We start from the raw sequence: 12,500 nt of genomic DNA on the forward strand, positions 1-12,500 counted from the left end.
TCCGCACCACCGACGTTACCGGCACGATTCAGCTCCCGGAAGGCGTCGAAATGGTTACCCCGGGTGATACCGTCACGATCCACGTGAACCTCATCGCTCCGATCGCCATGGAAAAGCAGCTCCGCTTCGCTATCCGCGAAGGTGGACGTACTGTTGGTGCTGGCTCTGTTACCGAAATCATCAAGTAAGGAATAATCATGGCTGGTGAACGCATCCGTATTCGCTTGAAGAGCTTCGATCATCGTATGATCGACCGCTCCGCTCAAGATATCGTGAATACAGCTAAGAACACTGGGGCTCGTATTGCAGGCCCCATCCCTCTCCCGACGAAGATCCAGAAGTATACGGTGCTCCGCTCTCCGCATATTGACAAGACTTCTCGTGAACAGTTCGAATCCCGTACGCACAAGCGTCTTATCGACATCCTTGATGCTACGCCGCAAACTGTAGATTCCCTCATGAAACTTGACTTGCCGGCAGGCGTTGAAGTCGAAATTAAGGTCTAATAACAATGAACGGTATTCTCGCAAAGAAATTGGGAATGACCCAAGTGTTCACGGAACAGGGCGAATGCGTCCCTGTCACGGTTCTCGAAGCCGGTCCGTGCGTGGTCGTTTGCCATAAGACAGAAGAGAAGGACGGCTACACTGCTGTCCAGATCGGCTTTGGTCTCAAGAAGGAACAGCGTGCCAATAAGGCAGAAGTCGGCCATTTCAAGAAGGCTGACGTGGCTGTTCGTGAACACCTCGCTGAATTTGATGTCGCTGATCTCGAATCCTGGCCGGTTGGCAAGGAATTCGGCGCTGCCGACTTCGCTGATGCAAAGACTGTGAACGTCTCTGGCATCTCTAAGGGTCATGGTTTCTCTGGCACTATCAAGCGCCACGGTTTCCATAGCGGTCCTCGTTCCCATGGTACGCACAATATGCGCGAACCGGGTGGTACGTCCGCTCACTCCTATCCGGGCCGCGTTTTCCCGGGTAAGCGTATGGCTGGTCAATACGGCAACAAGAAAGTGACCGTGAAGCACCTCCAGGTCGTCAAAGTTGATGGCGACCGCAACCTGATCTTCGTCCGTGGCGCTGTCCCGGGCCCGAAGAACAGCATCATCGTGGTGAGGAAAGACTAATGGCTAGTGCAAAGCTTTTCGCCGCTACTGGCGATTTTAAGAATGATATCCAGCTCCCGGCTCTCTTCGACCAGGAAGTCAACAAGGTCTGCATGTACCTCCACATCAAGGCTATCCTGAACAACAACCGTCAGGGTACTGCTCAGACTAAGTCTAAGGGCGAAGTCAGTGGCGGTGGCCAGAAGCCGTGGAAGCAGAAGGGTACGGGCCGTGCTCGTTCCGGTCAGAACACCTCTGCAGTTTGGGTTCGTGGTGCCAAGGCTCACGGTCCGAAGTCTCATGACTACTTCGAAAAGGTGAACAAGAAGGTCAAGAAGATCGCATTCCACTCCGCTCTTGCTTCCAAGGCTAGCGAAGGCAAGGTCTCCGTGTTCGAAGCTCTCAGCTTCAGCGCTCCGAAGACCAAGGATCTTCTCGCAGTTCTTACCAAGTCTGGCATTGAACAGCGCAACGTCCTCTTCATCGTTAGCAAGAAAGATGAAAACCTCTATCTTTCCTCCAACAACATTCCTTGGTGCCGTTGCGCACGCGTTGAAGATGTCAACACTTACGACATCGTCCGTGCAAACAACGTCGTCATCTCTCAGGCTGCTCTCGCAGAACTTGAAGGAGGCCGCTAATGAAAGAAATTCGTGAAATCCTCGTTGCTCCGCACGTCACAGAAGAAACCATGAAGAACATGGTGAATCGCCGTAACGATGTGCACAAGTACGTGTTCAAGGTTGCCATGGACGCTTCTAAGGAAGACATCAAGGCCGCTATCGAAAAGCGCTTTGAAGTCAAGGTCGCTAAGGTCAATACTTTGATCAACCGCGGCAAGATCAAGCGCGTCCGCATGGTCGCTGGCAAGAAACCCAACTGGAAGAAGGCCTACATCACATTGAAGGCCGGGCAAAAGATTGCCGAGTTTGAAGGAGTATAACCATGGGTCTGAAATCTTATCGCCCGATTACCCCGACACTGCGTTACAAGCAGATTGGTGACCGCAAGGAACTCTCTGCTGTAAAGCCGTACAAGCCGCTTACCGAAGGTATCAAGCGTAGCTCCGGCCGTAACAATGCTGGTGAAATTACCTCCCGTCGTCGTGGTGGTGGTCACAAGAAACTGTATCGTATCATTGACTTCAAGCGTCAGTTTGCCGGTCTCTCCTGCACTGTCGAAACGATTGAATACGATCCGAACCGTACCGCTCGCATCGCTCTCGTCAAGTACGAAAACGGCAAGCGCGCATACATCATCGCTCCGGCCGAAATCAAGGTTGGCGATGTGCTGAACGCTGGTGAAGGTGCAGAATTCCGCGTAGGTAACGCAATTCCTCTCCGCGACATTCCGCTCAACACCATTATCCACAACATCGAAATGAAGCCGGGCAAGGGTGCCCAGATTGCTCGTTCCGCTGGTGCCGGTGCAGAACTGGTTGCCAAGGACGGCAAGCTCTGCCAGGTCAAGCTTCCGAGTGGCGAAGTCCGCTACATCCCGGAAGACTGCCTCGCTACCGTTGGCCAGGTTTCCAATATCGATCACATGAATGAATCCTCGGGTTCTGCAGGCCGCTCTCGCTGGCTCGGCAAGCGCCCGGCCGTCCGTGGTGTCGTTATGAACCCGGTCGACCACCCCCTTGGTGGTGGTGAAGGTCGTACCTCTGGTGGTCGTCATCCGTGCTCTCCTTGGGGTAAGAACTCTAAGGGTGCAAAAACTCGTAACAACAAGCGTACTGATAAGTTCATCGTACGTCATCGTCAGAAGAGGGCCTAATTCATGTCTAGATCCCTTAAGAAAGGTGCGTTCGTGGATTCCCACGTTCTCAGCAAGGCCCAGGCGATGGCCGGTTCCGACAAGAAACAGGCTATCAAGACCTGGTCCCGTCGTTCCACAATCGTCCCGGATATGGTCGGACTCACGTTCTCCGTCTATAACGGCAAGCAGTTCCTTCCGGTTTATGTCACCGAAAACATGGTTGGCCATAAGCTCGGCGAATTCTCCATGACCCGTACTTTCCGCGGTCACCGCAAGACTGAAACTGCTGGAGGCAAGAAATAATGCAAGCTGTTGCTAAAGTTAAAAACGTCCGTTACGGCGTTCGCAAGCTCCGTCGCGTAGTCGACCTCGTTCGTGGCAAGTCCGTCAGCGAAGCCTTCGCGATGCTCTCCATCCTCCGTACGCAGACCAAGGGTGCTCCGCTGGTTGAAAATGCTCTCAAGTCCGCTGTCGCTAACTTGAAGCAGAAGTCCGCCGCTCCGGTTTCCGCCGAAGAAATCGTGATCAAGACCATCACCGCTGATGGTGGTACGATCATGAAGCGCATTCACCCGCGTTCCCAGGGCCGTGCTTTCCGTATCGAAAAGCCGCTCTCCCACATCACCGTCGTTGTCGCAGACAAGGAGAATTAACAATGGGTCACAAAACTCATCCTAATGGTCTTCGTCTTGGCGTTATCCGCGGTTGGGAATCCAAGTGGTATGCCGAAGACAAGTTTGCCGATCTTCTCTATGAAGATATCGTGCTCCGTCGCTACTTGATGAAGCGTTTCGAACATGCCTCCCTCTCCAAGGTCGGCATCGAACGTACCGTCAAGAAGGTGAACGTTAACCTCTATACCGCTCGCCCGGGTATCGTTATCGGTAAAAAGGGCGAAGAATTGGAACGTTTGAAGGGCGAACTCCAGTTCCTCACCGGTAAAGAAATCTATATTGCAGTCCACGAAATCAAGCGTCCGGAAACTGATGCAAAGCTCGTGGCTGAAAACATTGCTCGCCAGCTCGAAAAGCGTATTTCTTTCCGCCGTGCCATGAAGCGTGCTATCCAGTCCGCTATGCGCATGGGTGTGGAAGGTATCAAGGTGCAGTGCGGTGGCCGCCTCGGTGGTGCCGAAATTGCCCGCGTTGAAAAGTATGCCGAAGGCCGCGTGCCTCTGCACACTCTTCGTGCTGACATCGACTACGCAACTGCCATCGCTAAGACCGTTTATGGTGCCATCGGTATCAAGGTGTGGATCATGCACGGCGAAAAGATCGGTAAGGACGTCATGAACGACAACAAGAGAGAGAAGTAATTATGCTGAGTCCGAAAAGAACATTGCATCGTAAGCAAATGAAAGGGCGCATGAAGGGCGTCGCCTCTCGTGGCAACTATATCGCCTTTGGCGAATTCGGTATCCAGGCTCTTGAAAAGTGCTGGCTCACCGCTCGCCAGATCGAAGCTGCTCGTATCGCCATGACTCGTAAGATCAAGCGTGGTGGTCGCGTGTGGATTCGCGTCTTCCCCGATAAGCCGGTTACCCGTCACCCTGCAGAAGCCCGTATGGGTAAGGGTAAGGGCGCAGTCGAATTCTGGGCAGCCGTAATCCTCCCGGGTCGCATCCTTTTTGAAATGGGTGGTGTTGAACGTGAACTTGCCATGGAAGCTCTCCATGTTGCAATTCAGAAGCTCCCCCTTAAGTGCAAAATCATCGAAGAATCGGAGATCTAATGAAAGCACGTGAATTGAAAGAACTGGGCGTTGACCAGCTCAAGGAAAAACTGGCTCAGTTGAATCTCGATTTGTTTAATTACCGCATGACTGCGAAGCTCGGTAATTTGGAAAAACCCTCTGTGATTCAAGCTGCCCGCAAGGACATCGCCAGAATCAAGACCATCCTCAGCGAAAAGGCCAAGGCATAAGCCGGCAGGAGCAGGAAATGGAAAGAAACCTTCGTAAAGTCAAGCAGGGTATCGTCTCCTCCGACAAGATGGACAAGACGATTACGGTTGTGGTCGAAAACCGCAAGCGTCACCCGATGTACAACAAGATCATGACTACGACCAGCAAGCTCAAGGCTCACGATGAAAAGAATGAAGCCCAAGAAGGCGACTTGGTCGAAATCATGGAAACTCGTCCCCTCTCTGCAACGAAGCGCTGGCGCCTCGTCCGCATTGTGGAAAAGAAGAAGTAAACTCCTGGAGTAAGGCGAATATGATTCAAGAAGAAACCAGACTCGTCGTGGCCGATAACAGTGGTGCCAAGGAAGTCGCCTGCATCCGTGTTTTGGGTGGCACAAACCGTCGCTATGCTAGCATCGGTGATGTCATCAAGGTAGCCGTTAAGGACGCTATCCCCCAGAGCAAGGTGAAGAAGGGTTCCGTGGCCGACGCCGTCGTCGTCCGCACAGCTAAAGAAATCGCACGTCCGGACGGAACGTTCATTCGTTTCTCCGACAACGCAGTGGTTCTCATCAACAAGGATGGCGAACCGCGTGGAACCCGTATTTTTGGACCGGTGGCTCGTGAGCTCCGCGACAAGAAGTACATGAAGATCATCTCCCTCGCACCTGAGGTTCTCTAATGGCTAACATCAAGAAGAATGATAACGTCAAGGTGATTTCCGGTGCCAACAAGGGCAAGACCGGCACCGTGATCAGTGTCAAGGATGGCAAGGTGACCGTTTCTGGCGTCAACGTCTGCAAGCGTCACGAAAAGCCGTCTCAGACCAATCAGACTGGTGGCATCGTTGAAAAGGAATTGCCGATCGACATTTCCAACGTGATGCTTCTCGAAGGCAACACTCCCGTTCGTACCCGCATCGTTCGCGAAAAGGGTAAGAAGGGCGTTCGTACCAGTGTCAAGACTGGAAAGGCTGTGTAAGGTAACGCAATGAACCAGATGAAGCAATTCTATCTCGAAAAGGTCGTTCCGGCCTTGCAGCAAAAGTTTGCCTACAAGAACGTGATGCAGATTCCGCGTCTCGAAAAGATCGTGCTCAACATGGGCGTGGGCGCCGCTTCCCAGAACCGCAAGATTCTTGACGAAGCTGCTGACACTCTCACTGCTATCACCGGTCAGAAGGCTATTGTCACTAACGCTAAGAAGGCTGTCGCTAACTTCCACCTCCGTGAAGGTATCGGCATCGGTGCTAAGGTCACACTTCATGGCGACAACATGTGGGACTTCCTCTATCGTTTCATCAACATCGACCTTCCGCGTGTCCGCGACTTCCGTGGTCTCGCACGCCGTGGCTTTGATGGCATGGGTAACTTCACTCTCGGCATCAAGGAACAGACGATCTTTGTTGAAATCGACATTGACAAGATTTCCCGTACCTTCGGTATGGACATTTCTTTCGTCACTTCCGCTAAGACGGACGACGAAGGCCGTGCCCTTCTCGAAGAACTTGGACTCCCCTTCAGGAAGTAAGGTAATACCATGGCAAGCAGAAGAATGATTGAAAAATGCAAGCGTACTCCGAAGTATACCGTTCGTGGGTACAACCGTTGCAAGCGTTGCGGTAGGCCGCACGCCTTTATGCGCCGCTTTGGCCTTTGCCGTATTTGCTTCCGCGAAATGGCACTCGCCGGCGAAATCCCCGGTATCACAAAGTCGTCTTGGTAAGGAGAGTATAAAATGGCAATGACAGATCCTATCGCCGATATGCTCACCCGTATCCGCAATGCCTCTACGGCAAAGCTCCCCGTGGTGGACATTCCTGCCAGCAATCTTAAGCGTGATATTGCACGTGTGTTGCAGGAAAAAGGTTTCATTAAGAAGTTCGTCGTCGTTGATGACGGTAAGCAGGGCATCCTCAAGGTCCTCCTCCGTTACACGAAGGGCGAATCCGCTATCCAGGGCCTCCAGCGCGTTTCTACGCCGGGTCTCCGTCACTACGTTGACGTGGCCAAGCTTCCGCGCGTTCGCAACGGCCTCGGCTATGCTATCATCTCCACATCTAAAGGTGTCATGACTGACCACGAAGCCCGCGAACTCAAGGTGGGTGGCGAAGTCATCGCAAAGGTATGGTAAAGATGTCCCGTATCGGTAAAGCTATTATCACTATCCCGGCTGGCGTTAAGGTTAACGTCAACGGTCAGAACATCAAGGTCGAAGGCCCGAAGGGCAAGCTCGAAACGACTGTTCACGAACTCATCTCCATCAAGCTCGATGGCGACAAGCTCTCCTTCACCCGCCCGAATGATGAAAAGTTCACCCGCGCTATGCACGGCACCACTCGCGCTCTCGTCAATAACATGGTCGAAGGCGTGACCAAGGGTTTCCAGAAGACTCTCGAAATCGTTGGCGTTGGCTACCGCGTAGAACAGAAGGGCAAGGACCTCAACTTGGTTCTCGGCTTCTCTCATCCGGTGATCTTCAAGGCTCCGGAAGGCGTTGAACTGAAGGCTGTTGATCCGCTGAAGATCACGATCTCCGGCATCGACAAGCAGAAGGTTGGCCAAGCTGCAGCAGAAATTCGCAAGTACAGGAAGCCTGAACCGTATAAGGGCAAGGGCATCAAGTACGCTGGCGAAATTGTGCGTCGCAAGCAAGGTAAGAAGACAGGTAAATAAGGGTAAACTATGACTGCAATTGCTAAAAAAAGAATCCAGTCCAGAATCGCACGCCACGAACGCGTACGCAAGTCTGTTGTCGGAACTGCAGAATGCCCTCGTTTGGCTGTTCGCCGTTCCTTGTCTCACATGATTGCCCAGATCTTTGATGACGAAAACAACAAGTCTGTCGCTCAGGTCACCACAGCTTCCAAGGAATTCCAGGGTAAGTTTGGTGAAATGACGAAGACCGAACAGGCTAAGCAGCTCGGTCTCCAGATTGCTGAACTCGCCAAGTCCAAGGGCATTGAATCCGTGGTCTTCGACCGCGGCGGTTACATCTATCACGGTCGCGTTCAGGCTCTCGCTGAGGGAGCTCGTGAAGGCGGACTCAAATTCTAGTGAGGTACACTTTGGAACGCGAAGCTCAAGTTTCTGAATTTGAAGACAAGGTTGTACACATCAACCGTTGCGCTAAGACCGTCAAGGGCGGCCGTCGCATGTCCTTCTCCGCTCTCGTTGTCGTTGGCAACAAGAACGGCAAGGTCGGTGTCGGTCTCGGCAAGGCTAAGGAAGTTTCCGAAGCTATCCGTAAGGGTACCGAAGCTGCCCAGAGAAACATCGTGGAAGTTCAGCTCCTCGATGGCACCATCCCGCACGACATCGAAGTGAAGAGCGGTTCTACCCGCATCCTCCTCATGCCGGCTGCTCCGGGTACTGGTGTTATCGCCGGTGCTGCTGCCCGTGCAGTTCTCGAACTCGCCGGTGTCCGCAACATCCTCACGAAGATTCACGGTTCTTCTAACCCGAGCACTGTCGTCAGCGCTTGCTTGGAAGGCCTGCTTTCTCAGAAGAACAAACAGGACTGCGCCAAGTTGCGTGGTTTTGAAGCCTAAGGAGTAATACCTAATGAAGAAAGTTCGTATTACTTTGATCAAGGGTATCGTCCGTCGCCTTCCGGTGCACCGCGCTAACGTGGCTGCACTCGGCCTCCGCAAGATCGGACAAACTGTTGAACACAATCTGACTCCGTCCATCCAGGGCATGATCAATGCCGTGAAGGACATGGTCAAGGTCGAGGAGATCTAAGATGGAACTCAATACTCTCAATCCTGGCAAGGCTGCCAAGGGCAAGAGCCGCAAGCGCATTGGTCGTGGTCCGGGCTCTGGCTGGGGCACGACTGCCGGTCGTGGTCAGAAGGGTGCTGGTGCTCGTAAGAGCGCTAAGGCCGGTCGCGTCGCTTTCGAAGGCGGCCAGATGCCGATTCACCGTCGTATCCCGAAGCGCGGCTTCAAGCACGCTGGTGTTGAATTCCAGATCGTGAACCTGAAGCGCCTCGCTGGTGTCAGCGTTACTGATTTCGATGCCAAGGTCCTTTTCGACCAGGGCTTCATCAAGAACGTCGAACTGCCGGTCAAGGTCCTCGCTTTTGGTTCTATCGACAAGGCTATCAACGTAAAGGTTAACGCTATCAGCGAAAAGGCAAAGGCTGCCATTGAAGCTGCTGGCGGCAAAGTTGAGATCATCTAATGGAAGCAGTTACGAAAGCCATCGGTGCGTTCGTCAATGCGTTCAAAATCGCAGACCTGCGTAAAAAGATTCTTTTTACGCTTGGTCTTTTGATTGTTTATCGTATTGGCGCTCACATCTCCATCCCCGGAGTAAATGCTGCGGTTCTCGCAGAATACTTCAAAAATTCGAATAACCTGTTTGGCCTGTACGATTCGTTTACCGGCGGTGCATTCGCTAAGGCGACTGTATTTGCCCTCGGTATCATGCCGTACATCAGCGCAAGCATCATCCTCCAGTTGATGGGCTCGGTCATTCCAGCCATCCAGATGCTCCAGAAGGAGGGTCAGGAAGGTCGCGCTAAGCTGAATCAGTATACCCGATACTTCACGGTGGTCCTTTCCGCCTTGCAGGGATGGGGCATTTCTATGTGGCTTTCGAACCTCAAGGTGACGACGGCCGCCGGTACGGGAATCTCGGTCCTTTCCGACAATTTCTCGTCTGGTCTCGGCAACGTAGGCTTTCGTCTCCTTGCTACGTTAACCTTCACCGTAGGTACCATCTTCTTGATGTACCTTGGCGAGCAGATTACCTCGCACGGTGTGGGTAACGGTATTTCTCTTATCATTTTCGCCGGTATCGTCGGTGGCCTTCCGCGGGCCATTATGGCTGAAGGGGAAATGTTTGTTGAAGGCATCCAGCCGCTTGCGATCGAGTTTTTCATCTTGGCGCTCGTGGTTGTCATTGTCGGCTTCATCGTTTTCGTTGAGCAGGCGACCCGTCGCATTCCACTCCAAAGTCCTCGCAGGACCGTCGGAAACAAGGTCTTGGGTGGTCAGGCTAGCTATTTGCCTTTCAAGGTGAACACCGCTAACGTGATTCCCGTGATCTTTGCATCTTGCATCATGTTCATTCCGGCCATGGTTGCATCTTGGTTCCCGAACGTATCTGCGATGCAGGCTTTTGCTTCTGCATTTATTCCGGGACACATCTCCTACAGCATAGTAGATGCCCTCCTCATTATATTCTTCACCTTCTTCTATACGGCAATCCAGTACAACCCGAACGACATTGCCGAAAACCTCAAGAGAAGTGGTGGGTTTATTCCGGGAGTCCGTCCGGGTAAGCAGACAGCAGAATACATTGACCACGTTCTTACCAGAATTTCATTGCCTGGGTCTCTTTACCTCGCTTTAATCAGCGTCGTTCCCCTGCATTTGAAAGACGCTCTCAATATGAGTTTCTATATTGGGGGTACCTCGGTACTTATCGTGGTAGGTGTTGCTCTGGATACTCTTCGTCAGCTCGAAGCCCAGTTGCATACCAAGAATTATGAAGGTTTCTTGAAACGTGGCCGCATTCGCGGCAGGATGGCATCCTAGTGGCTAAAGAAGAAGGTATACAAGTAGAAGGCGTTGTGTTGGAAGCTCTGCCCAACGCTTTCTTCCGTGTTCAACTCGGAAATGGTCACGAGATCCTCGCGCATGTTTCAGGAAAAATGCGCCGGCATTTCATTAGAATCTTGCCGGACGACAAAGTGTTGGTCGAGATTTCCCCGTACGATTTAAATCGCGGGCGAATTACTTACCGTTACAAGTAATAGGTATTACAAAAGAAGGTCAAACCTATGAAAATCAAAGCCTCCATTAAACCCAGATGTGAAAACTGCAAGATCATCCGTCGCAAGGGTGTATTGCGCATCATCTGTTCTAAGAACCCGCGTCACAAGCAGAAGCAGGGATAAGGAGATCGTATGGCACGTATCGCTGGTGTCGATTTACCGAAAAACAAGACTGTTGAATACGGTCTGACGGCAATCTATGGTGTCGGTCTGTTCACCGCTAACAAGGTCTGTGCTCAGTTGGGCATTGACAAGAACAAGAAGTGTGACGACCTGACTGAAGAAGAACAAGGTAAGATTCGTCATCTTTTGGAAGATGAATACTCTGTGGAAGGTCAGCTCCGCGCAGAAGTTACCTTGAACATCAAGCGTTTGCAGGACATTGGCTGCTATCGCGGCATCCGCCACCGCAAGGGCCTCCCGGTCCGCGGTCAGCGTTCCCGCACCAACGCCCGCACACGTAAGGGCCCCAAGAAGACTGTGGCTAACAAGAAGAAGTAAGGAGTATCATCGTGGCTGAAGAAGAAATCAAGGAAACTGCTGCTGCCGCTGCTGAAGCTCCGGCTGCTGCTGAAGAAGTCAAGGTTAAGAAGGGCAAGAAGCGCATTGACATCCAGGGTATCGCCTGCGTGTTCGCTTCCTTCAACAATACAATCGTTTCTATCACCGACGCTCGCGGCAACGTGGTCGCTTGGGGTTCTCCGGGTAACTCCGGTTTCAAGGGCTCCCGCAAGAGCACGCCGTTTGCAGCCCAGCTCGCCGCTGAAACCGCTGCCCACAAGGCATTCGATCTCGGCATGCGCAAGGTGGACGTTCGCGTTAAGGGTGCTGGTGGCGGCCGTGAATCTGCCGTCCGCGCTCTCAAGAATGCGGGCCTCGAAGTTCTCTCTATTCGAGACGTGACGGGCATTCCGCACAATGGTTGCCGTCCTAAAAAGAAGAGAAGAATTTAATCCAAAGAGGTATCGCCAATGATGTGGAAATCACTTCAGATGCCGCGCAGCTTCCAGAAAGTGGAAACCGGCGAAGATGGCCGCTACGCCAAGTTTGTCGTAGAAGCCTTGGAACGTGGCTGGGGTATCACCCTCGGTAACGCTCTCCGTCGCGTTCTCCTCTCCTCTCTGCAGGGTGCGGCTATTGTCTCCGTGAAAATCGAAGGCGTTGACAAGGAATTTTCGACGATTCCGGGTGTGAAGGAAGATGTCACTGACATTATCCTCAACCTCAAGAGCATCCGTGTAAAGCTCCTGTCCGATCACGACGAAACCCTTCACCTGGACATGTCCGGTGACGGCGAAGTCACGGCCAAGGACTTTATGGACAATCCCAATGTCACTATCCTGACTCCGGATGTTCACATTGCGACATTGAACGGCAACGCTTCTTTGTCGATGGACGTGAAGATCTCCTGCGGTCGTGGTTATGTTGTTGCCGACGAACTTAAGGACAAGGACGCTCCGATTGGCGTTATCGCCATGGACGCGAACTTCAACCCGGTTCAGAAAGTCGCAATGCACATCAGCGATACCCGCGTTGGTCAGAAGACGGACTACAACCGTCTGGAACTTGAAATTACAACAGACGGTTCCATTGACCCGGAAGACGCTCTTGCATACGCTGCAAAGCTTCTTGTGGATCACTTGGAAATCTTCATCAACTTCGAAGGTGAACTCGAATCTCCTGAAGAACTTGAGATGGATGAAGAACGTCAGCGTATCGCTAACCTCCTCCGTATGCGTGTGGACGATCTGGAACTTTCCGTTCGCTCCAGCAACTGCCTCCGTATGGCAAATATCCATACCATTGGCGAGCTTGTTCGCAACAAGGAAAACGATATGCTCAAATACAAGAACTTCGGTAGGAAGTCCTTGGTTGAACTTAACGAGGTGTTGACGTCGATGGGCCTTTCTTTTGGCATGGACGTCGATGATTACTTGAAGGATTAAAA

General features: G+C 52.3%; 27 protein-coding genes and 1 pseudogene. All 28 read left to right on the top strand.

The genetic code is table 11. From position 1 onward, the window contains the following. A pseudogene (gene tuf / locus B3A20_RS05085) lies at window positions 1-188 on the top strand (elongation factor Tu); the annotation flags it as partial. Between the two features lie 9 nt (window positions 189-197). Continuing rightward, window positions 198-506: a 30S ribosomal protein S10 gene (gene rpsJ, locus B3A20_RS05090; protein WP_014546117.1), complete on the top strand. Its 309-nt coding sequence runs from the start codon at window positions 198-200 to the stop codon at window positions 504-506. Window positions 507-511: 5 nt separating this feature from the next. Beyond that, window positions 512-1,129 (top strand): 50S ribosomal protein L3, encoded by a 618-nt coding sequence (gene rplC / locus B3A20_RS05095; protein WP_014546116.1) that lies wholly within the window; start codon window positions 512-514, stop codon window positions 1,127-1,129. After that, window positions 1,129-1,749: a 50S ribosomal protein L4 gene (gene rplD / locus B3A20_RS05100; RefSeq protein ID WP_290762570.1), complete on the top strand. Its 621-nt coding sequence runs from the start codon at window positions 1,129-1,131 to the stop codon at window positions 1,747-1,749. The genes rplC and rplD overlap by 1 nt, the downstream gene beginning before the upstream one ends. Continuing rightward, window positions 1,749-2,051 (top strand): 50S ribosomal protein L23, encoded by a 303-nt coding sequence (gene rplW, locus B3A20_RS05105; protein ID WP_290762571.1) that lies wholly within the window; start codon window positions 1,749-1,751, stop codon window positions 2,049-2,051. Before rplD ends, rplW begins: the two co-directional genes overlap by 1 nt. Window positions 2,052-2,053: 2 nt before the next feature. Further along, a complete protein-coding gene (gene rplB, locus B3A20_RS05110) occupies window positions 2,054-2,884 on the top strand; it encodes a 50S ribosomal protein L2 (RefSeq protein ID WP_014546114.1) in 831 nt (276 codons plus the stop codon). Between the two features lie 3 nt (window positions 2,885-2,887). Further along, window positions 2,888-3,169: a 30S ribosomal protein S19 gene (rpsS, locus tag B3A20_RS05115; protein ID WP_014546113.1), complete on the top strand. Its 282-nt coding sequence runs from the start codon at window positions 2,888-2,890 to the stop codon at window positions 3,167-3,169. Next, window positions 3,169-3,519, top strand: a complete 351-nt coding sequence (rplV, locus tag B3A20_RS05120) for a 50S ribosomal protein L22 (protein WP_014546112.1) — start codon at window positions 3,169-3,171, stop codon at window positions 3,517-3,519. The genes rpsS and rplV overlap by 1 nt, the downstream gene beginning before the upstream one ends. A 2-nt stretch (window positions 3,520-3,521) precedes the next feature. Continuing rightward, a complete protein-coding gene (gene rpsC, locus B3A20_RS05125) occupies window positions 3,522-4,181 on the top strand; it encodes a 30S ribosomal protein S3 (protein ID WP_014546111.1) in 660 nt (219 codons plus the stop codon). Between the two features lie 2 nt (window positions 4,182-4,183). Next, window positions 4,184-4,597 carry a 50S ribosomal protein L16 gene (gene rplP / locus B3A20_RS05130; protein ID WP_290762574.1) on the top strand — a complete coding sequence of 138 codons (414 nt, stop codon included), beginning with the start codon at window positions 4,184-4,186 and terminating at the stop codon, window positions 4,595-4,597. Next, window positions 4,597-4,788, top strand: a complete 192-nt coding sequence (gene rpmC / locus B3A20_RS05135; protein WP_014546109.1) for a 50S ribosomal protein L29 — start codon at window positions 4,597-4,599, stop codon at window positions 4,786-4,788. The genes rplP and rpmC overlap by 1 nt, the downstream gene beginning before the upstream one ends. A gap of 17 nt (window positions 4,789-4,805) precedes the next feature. Then, entirely contained in the window at window positions 4,806-5,060 is a 255-nt protein-coding gene (gene rpsQ, locus B3A20_RS05140; protein WP_088630015.1) for a 30S ribosomal protein S17, read from the top strand. Window positions 5,061-5,080: 20 nt separating this feature from the next. Then, entirely contained in the window at window positions 5,081-5,449 is a 369-nt protein-coding gene (rplN, locus tag B3A20_RS05145; protein WP_015732011.1) for a 50S ribosomal protein L14, read from the top strand. Further along, the gene (gene rplX, locus B3A20_RS05150; RefSeq protein ID WP_073442651.1) at window positions 5,449-5,748 is read left to right on the top strand and encodes a 50S ribosomal protein L24; all 300 of its coding nucleotides are present in this window, start codon (window positions 5,449-5,451) and stop codon (window positions 5,746-5,748) included. Before rplN ends, rplX begins: the two co-directional genes overlap by 1 nt. A 9-nt stretch (window positions 5,749-5,757) precedes the next feature. After that, window positions 5,758-6,297, top strand: a complete 540-nt coding sequence (rplE, locus tag B3A20_RS05155) for a 50S ribosomal protein L5 (protein ID WP_014546107.1) — start codon at window positions 5,758-5,760, stop codon at window positions 6,295-6,297. A gap of 9 nt (window positions 6,298-6,306) precedes the next feature. Next, window positions 6,307-6,492: a type Z 30S ribosomal protein S14 gene (locus B3A20_RS05160; protein WP_014546106.1), complete on the top strand. Its 186-nt coding sequence runs from the start codon at window positions 6,307-6,309 to the stop codon at window positions 6,490-6,492. A 12-nt stretch (window positions 6,493-6,504) separates the two neighbouring features. Further along, window positions 6,505-6,900, top strand: a complete 396-nt coding sequence (gene rpsH / locus B3A20_RS05165) for a 30S ribosomal protein S8 (RefSeq protein ID WP_290762580.1) — start codon at window positions 6,505-6,507, stop codon at window positions 6,898-6,900. Between the two features lie 2 nt (window positions 6,901-6,902). Next, window positions 6,903-7,442 carry a 50S ribosomal protein L6 gene (gene rplF / locus B3A20_RS05170; RefSeq protein ID WP_073442845.1) on the top strand — a complete coding sequence of 180 codons (540 nt, stop codon included), beginning with the start codon at window positions 6,903-6,905 and terminating at the stop codon, window positions 7,440-7,442. Window positions 7,443-7,451: 9 nt separating this feature from the next. Then, window positions 7,452-7,823, top strand: coding sequence for a 50S ribosomal protein L18 (rplR, locus tag B3A20_RS05175; protein WP_014546103.1), 372 nt, complete (start codon window positions 7,452-7,454; stop codon window positions 7,821-7,823). An 11-nt stretch (window positions 7,824-7,834) separates the two neighbouring features. Beyond that, window positions 7,835-8,317, top strand: coding sequence for a 30S ribosomal protein S5 (gene rpsE, locus B3A20_RS05180; protein ID WP_015732010.1), 483 nt, complete (start codon window positions 7,835-7,837; stop codon window positions 8,315-8,317). Window positions 8,318-8,330: 13 nt separating this feature from the next. Then, window positions 8,331-8,510, top strand: coding sequence for a 50S ribosomal protein L30 (rpmD, locus tag B3A20_RS05185; RefSeq protein WP_014546101.1), 180 nt, complete (start codon window positions 8,331-8,333; stop codon window positions 8,508-8,510). A gap of 1 nt (window position 8,511) precedes the next feature. After that, window positions 8,512-8,952, top strand: coding sequence for a 50S ribosomal protein L15 (gene rplO, locus B3A20_RS05190; protein WP_073442655.1), 441 nt, complete (start codon window positions 8,512-8,514; stop codon window positions 8,950-8,952). Beyond that, a complete protein-coding gene (gene secY / locus B3A20_RS05195) occupies window positions 8,952-10,313 on the top strand; it encodes a preprotein translocase subunit SecY (RefSeq protein ID WP_290762584.1) in 1,362 nt (453 codons plus the stop codon). Before rplO ends, secY begins: the two co-directional genes overlap by 1 nt. Further along, window positions 10,313-10,531 carry a translation initiation factor IF-1 gene (infA, locus tag B3A20_RS05200; RefSeq protein ID WP_014546098.1) on the top strand — a complete coding sequence of 73 codons (219 nt, stop codon included), beginning with the start codon at window positions 10,313-10,315 and terminating at the stop codon, window positions 10,529-10,531. Before secY ends, infA begins: the two co-directional genes overlap by 1 nt. A 27-nt stretch (window positions 10,532-10,558) precedes the next feature. Then, window positions 10,559-10,675: a 50S ribosomal protein L36 gene (rpmJ, locus tag B3A20_RS05205; RefSeq protein WP_014546097.1), complete on the top strand. Its 117-nt coding sequence runs from the start codon at window positions 10,559-10,561 to the stop codon at window positions 10,673-10,675. Window positions 10,676-10,684: 9 nt separating this feature from the next. Then, window positions 10,685-11,053: a 30S ribosomal protein S13 gene (rpsM, locus tag B3A20_RS05210; protein WP_014546096.1), complete on the top strand. Its 369-nt coding sequence runs from the start codon at window positions 10,685-10,687 to the stop codon at window positions 11,051-11,053. A gap of 26 nt (window positions 11,054-11,079) precedes the next feature. Further along, window positions 11,080-11,505: a 30S ribosomal protein S11 gene (gene rpsK / locus B3A20_RS05215; protein WP_072830693.1), complete on the top strand. Its 426-nt coding sequence runs from the start codon at window positions 11,080-11,082 to the stop codon at window positions 11,503-11,505. Between the two features lie 18 nt (window positions 11,506-11,523). Then, the gene (locus B3A20_RS05220; protein WP_290762587.1) at window positions 11,524-12,498 is read left to right on the top strand and encodes a DNA-directed RNA polymerase subunit alpha; all 975 of its coding nucleotides are present in this window, start codon (window positions 11,524-11,526) and stop codon (window positions 12,496-12,498) included. Window positions 12,499-12,500 lie beyond the last annotated feature (2 nt).

Origin of the sequence: Fibrobacter sp. UBA4297 (assembly GCF_002394865.1) — a bacterium.
Lineage (GTDB): Bacteria > Fibrobacterota > Fibrobacteria > Fibrobacterales > Fibrobacteraceae > Fibrobacter.

Bases quoted from the DNA above. Each gene is read 5' to 3' on its own strand.
- rpsJ (WP_014546117.1), top strand. From the start codon at position 198: ATGGCTGGTGAACGCATCCGTATTCGCTTGAAGAGCTTCGATCATCGT.
- rplC (WP_014546116.1), top strand. From the start codon at position 512: ATGAACGGTATTCTCGCAAAGAAATTGGGAATGACCCAAGTGTTCACG.
- rplD (WP_290762570.1), top strand. From the start codon at position 1,129: ATGGCTAGTGCAAAGCTTTTCGCCGCTACTGGCGATTTTAAGAATGAT.
- rplW (WP_290762571.1), top strand. From the start codon at position 1,749: ATGAAAGAAATTCGTGAAATCCTCGTTGCTCCGCACGTCACAGAAGAA.
- rplB (WP_014546114.1), top strand. From the start codon at position 2,054: ATGGGTCTGAAATCTTATCGCCCGATTACCCCGACACTGCGTTACAAG.
- rpsS (WP_014546113.1), top strand. From the start codon at position 2,888: ATGTCTAGATCCCTTAAGAAAGGTGCGTTCGTGGATTCCCACGTTCTC.
- rplV (WP_014546112.1), top strand. From the start codon at position 3,169: ATGCAAGCTGTTGCTAAAGTTAAAAACGTCCGTTACGGCGTTCGCAAG.
- rpsC (WP_014546111.1), top strand. From the start codon at position 3,522: ATGGGTCACAAAACTCATCCTAATGGTCTTCGTCTTGGCGTTATCCGC.
- rplP (WP_290762574.1), top strand. From the start codon at position 4,184: ATGCTGAGTCCGAAAAGAACATTGCATCGTAAGCAAATGAAAGGGCGC.
- rpmC (WP_014546109.1), top strand. From the start codon at position 4,597: ATGAAAGCACGTGAATTGAAAGAACTGGGCGTTGACCAGCTCAAGGAA.
- rpsQ (WP_088630015.1), top strand. From the start codon at position 4,806: ATGGAAAGAAACCTTCGTAAAGTCAAGCAGGGTATCGTCTCCTCCGAC.
- rplN (WP_015732011.1), top strand. From the start codon at position 5,081: ATGATTCAAGAAGAAACCAGACTCGTCGTGGCCGATAACAGTGGTGCC.
- rplX (WP_073442651.1), top strand. From the start codon at position 5,449: ATGGCTAACATCAAGAAGAATGATAACGTCAAGGTGATTTCCGGTGCC.
- rplE (WP_014546107.1), top strand. From the start codon at position 5,758: ATGAACCAGATGAAGCAATTCTATCTCGAAAAGGTCGTTCCGGCCTTG.
- B3A20_RS05160 (WP_014546106.1), top strand. From the start codon at position 6,307: ATGGCAAGCAGAAGAATGATTGAAAAATGCAAGCGTACTCCGAAGTAT.
- rpsH (WP_290762580.1), top strand. From the start codon at position 6,505: ATGGCAATGACAGATCCTATCGCCGATATGCTCACCCGTATCCGCAAT.
- rplF (WP_073442845.1), top strand. From the start codon at position 6,903: ATGTCCCGTATCGGTAAAGCTATTATCACTATCCCGGCTGGCGTTAAG.
- rplR (WP_014546103.1), top strand. From the start codon at position 7,452: ATGACTGCAATTGCTAAAAAAAGAATCCAGTCCAGAATCGCACGCCAC.
- rpmD (WP_014546101.1), top strand. From the start codon at position 8,331: ATGAAGAAAGTTCGTATTACTTTGATCAAGGGTATCGTCCGTCGCCTT.
- rplO (WP_073442655.1), top strand. From the start codon at position 8,512: ATGGAACTCAATACTCTCAATCCTGGCAAGGCTGCCAAGGGCAAGAGC.
- secY (WP_290762584.1), top strand. From the start codon at position 8,952: ATGGAAGCAGTTACGAAAGCCATCGGTGCGTTCGTCAATGCGTTCAAA.
- rpmJ (WP_014546097.1), top strand. From the start codon at position 10,559: ATGAAAATCAAAGCCTCCATTAAACCCAGATGTGAAAACTGCAAGATC.
- rpsM (WP_014546096.1), top strand. From the start codon at position 10,685: ATGGCACGTATCGCTGGTGTCGATTTACCGAAAAACAAGACTGTTGAA.
- B3A20_RS05220 (WP_290762587.1), top strand. From the start codon at position 11,524: ATGATGTGGAAATCACTTCAGATGCCGCGCAGCTTCCAGAAAGTGGAA.